The organism is Caballeronia sp. M23-90 (assembly GCF_053574605.1).
The window spans coordinates 1-3,571 of the sequence record NZ_JBSIPA010000583.1 but is presented as its reverse complement, the minus strand read 5'-3'; the positions used below and the strand labels follow the sequence as shown (position 1 = coordinate 3,571).

The window sequence follows — 3,571 nt, the reverse complement described above, 5'->3', positions numbered from 1 at the left end:
TGACACGCACGCAGCAACCGCATGGTGCATCGGGCGGCATGTAGTCGGTGCGCGCGCGCATGTCGCCGTGACCGCCTGTCTGGCTCAGCGCGCGGCCGGAGACGAACATGCGTGGACCTTCGGCCAGTCCCGCTTCGACCGCTTGTTTGAAGGGATATCCCGCGCCGCCCGCATCACGGATGGTAGTGAAGCCGCGCCGCAACATGGCGCGCATCAGCGGAACGGCGCGCAGCGTAACGAGCACGTTGGGCAGGGTCGCGACGCGCGGCAGGTTGAATTCGACGGCAATGACGTGAACATGCAAGTCGATCAATCCGGGCATCAGCGTCTTGCCCTTCAGGTCGATCACGCGGGCGCTGTTCGATTTGATCGGCTGGTCGGAAACTTCCTTGATCAGCCCGTCTTCCACGAGTACTTCATGGCCGGTGAGAAGCTCAGGTTGTGTCGGGTCCAGCAGCGAGCCGTTTCTGAATAACACGGACGACATTGCAATTCTCCAGGGACGATTGAATCGAACGCGTGAGCTGCTCAAGGCGGACGCGCTGGTTTGCACGATGAGCAGACTATACGCCGCACATAAACGTATGTGCCATGCACGGACGCGCTCGAAATCGTCGGACGGAGAGGGAAGAGGGAAGTTCCTTGGGTCAGGACCGGCGTTGCACAGTCGCGGTTGCCTGATTGTCGATGGTGTTGATGGTGTCGCCGGATGTCGCCGCATGCGAGAAGCCTGCGCGAATCCGTTTTCTCATCGGCTCTTCGTAGAACCTGAAGATCACGACGCTCGCAGCGACAGCGAATACGATCGCGAGCCATCCGTTCGACTGTCTGAACCCGGCTATGTAGGCAAGATACGCAATCGGTACATGGATCAGGTACAGCGAATAACTTGCTTCGCCGAGCTTGATCAGGATGCGCTGGTTGAGGAAGTTGATCACCGGGCGATCCATCAGCGCGAGCCCGAGTATCAATGCGGCGAACAACGGCGAAGCCAGATAGAACGCCGGGGAAAACGGATGCCAGAGAGCGAGCACGACCAGCGTGATCAATGCTCCGCTGATCAATTTGAGCGCCAGCGCATGCCTGTCCGCACGCGCTTCACGCAGCTGAAGAAACAGGATTGCGGCATAGATTCCGGCAACGAACTCGAACAGACGCGTGAGCGGCAGGCCAACGATAAGAAAACCGCTGCGCGACGCGGGCAGGCAGGTCTGCAAAAACAGGATCCACAATCCTTGCAGCAGAAAGAACCCGACACATGCGAGCGTCAGCCGAGCAATGGGCACGGACAACATCTTGCGAAGCATGAGCGGAAACAGGAGGTAGAAGAAGGCTTCGCATGACACGCTGTCCGATGGCCCGTTCCACGGCTGGTTGATCGCGGCGAATGGAAACCACGCGTTCAGCAGCAGCAACTGGCAAAGCAGGCTTGCGCCTATCGCCAAGTGCACGGAGCTTTTTACCGCGTACCACTGGAGCAGCAAGGACGGGTTATCGCCATGAAGCAAATAGAGCGTGGTGGGCACGCATAAAACGAGACCCAGCAACACGACTGGATAGATGCGCGCAAAACGGGCCTGATAAAACGCGGCATTGCCTTTGATAGCCAGTTGATCGCGATAAGTGAATGTGAGGATAAACCCCGACAGCACGAAAAATAACGATACCGCTGGACGGCCGCCATCGAAGAACTCGAATATCTCCCTTGGCAGATTAAGTAATCCTAGCTCGGAATAATGTGAGACCACGACAGTGATCGCCGCGAGAAAGCGGATGCTCGTCAACGCGGGAAGCGAACCGCCTGAGCTGGAAATCGGCGCGTGCACTGTTCTCTCCCGTGGTCCGGAATTTACCGTGTACGCAGCCTATCACCGACATTAAAGGAATGAATTACCGGATTGGTTCCGTGCGTTCGTTTGGCGGGAGCCCGCTTGAAAATGGCGAGTTTCCACGTGGCATGGCGAACGTTCAACGGCATTTGAGGTAAGCAATCGTACCGCACAGGTCGTCCGAACATCGTGCTTGTAGCTATGGCTCGCGCAGTGTGCATTGAGGCATCATTGCCGGAGTACACGCTATGCGGTCCAATCATCAAGCCCCTGAACAAAGGAAACACCTATGAGCAGCATGGAGGTTGTGCAAACGGAACGCGCCAAAGAGATCGCATCGCGTGTCGAAGCGTTCGTGCGAACGGTCGTAGTCCCATACGAACGGGATCCGCGCTGCGGCAGCCACGGACCGAGTGAGGACCTCGTGCGCGAATTGCGCGGCAAGGCACGCGCTGCCGGGGTGCTGACGCCGCATATCCTCGCCGATGGTGGCCATCTCACGCAACTCGAGACGGCAACGGTTTTGAAGCGATCCGGTTTGTCGCCGCTCGGCCCGGTCGCGGTCAACACGGCCGCGCCTGATGAAGGCAACATGCTGCTCATCGGCAAGATTGGAACCGATGCACAGAAGACGCGTTTTCTCGCGCCGCTGGTCTCGGGCGACGCGCGCTCGGCATTTTTCATGACCGAGCCGGCGGTGGACGGCGGCGCAGGTTCCGATCCATCGATGCTCAAGACGTCGGCCCGGCGCGATGGAGATCACTGGGTGATCGATGGAACGAAGGCGTTCATCACAGGCGCTGAAGGCGCATCGGTTGGCATTGTGATGGCGCGCAGCAACGCGGACGACGATACCGACAAGGTCAAGGCCACCATGTTTCTGGTCGACCTTCCGAATCCGGCCATACGTCTTGAACGAATTCTTGACACTATCGACAGTTCGATGCCGGGCGGTCATGCGGTCGTGCGCATCGAGGGCTTGCGGGTTCCGGACGACCAGGTGCTGGGCGAAGTCCATGAAGGGTTCAAGTACGCGCAGGTCCGCCTGTCGCCGGCGCGGCTTTCGCATTGCATGCGCTGGCATGGCGCGACCACGCGCGCGCATGAAATCGCAACGCAATATGCTTGTACGCGCCGCGCATTCGGCAAGTTGCTGATCGATCATGAGGGCGTTGGATTCATGCTGGCCGAGAACGCGATCGACCTGCAGCAGGCCGAACTGATGATCGACTGGTGCGCTGCGGTGCTCGACAGCGGGTCGCTCGGGACTTCGGAGAGTTCCATGACGAAGGTCGCGGTGGCCGACGCGTTGTTCCGGGTCGCGGATCGCTGCGTGCAGGTGATGGGCGGCACGGGTGTATCGCGGGATACGGTTGTGGAACAGGTGTTTCGCGAGATCCGTGCGTTCCGCATTTACGACGGCCCGACAGAAGTACACAAGTGGTCGCTTGCGAAGAAGCTCAAGCGCGACACGCTTGCGGGTATGCAACGCAGCTAAGGCGTGACGAAGGCACTTGTACGCAGGGCATGAACGGGCGAGGAATGGCAAATGCTTTATTGCCTCCGACCCGATCGATTGCCAGGCTTGCAAGGAGCACACATGGACCAAACGGACCGCCCTGACTCACAAGACCTCATCCCCGAGGATAAACCGGCTTCTCAATCCGGTCGCCGCACATTTCTCCAGCGCAGCAGCGCAGGCCTTGCGGCAGCGCTTGCAACCGGCGCGGCGGGCACGGCAA

General features: G+C 59.4%; 3 protein-coding genes. 1 reads left to right on the top strand and 2 read right to left on the bottom strand.

Annotated features, from left to right (window positions below; all coding sequences use genetic code 11):
• On the bottom strand, nt 1-487 hold a 487-nt coding region (locus tag ACRXB1_RS32900), incomplete at its 3' end, for an amidohydrolase family protein (protein ID WP_449494406.1).
• Between the two features lie 160 nt (nt 488-647).
• Nucleotides 648-1,826, bottom strand: coding sequence for an acyltransferase family protein (locus tag ACRXB1_RS32895; protein ID WP_449494405.1), 1,179 nt, complete (start codon nt 1,824-1,826; stop codon nt 648-650).
• A 301-nt stretch (nt 1,827-2,127) separates the two neighbouring features.
• Between ACRXB1_RS32895 and ACRXB1_RS32890 the strand changes: the two genes are divergently transcribed.
• Entirely contained in the window at nt 2,128-3,327 is a 1,200-nt protein-coding gene (locus tag ACRXB1_RS32890; protein ID WP_449494407.1) for an acyl-CoA dehydrogenase family protein, read from the top strand.
• Nucleotides 3,328-3,571 lie beyond the last annotated feature (244 nt).

Bases quoted from the DNA above. Each gene is read 5' to 3' on its own strand.
- ACRXB1_RS32890 (WP_449494407.1), top strand. From the start codon at position 2,128: ATGGAGGTTGTGCAAACGGAACGCGCCAAAGAGATCGCATCGCGTGTC.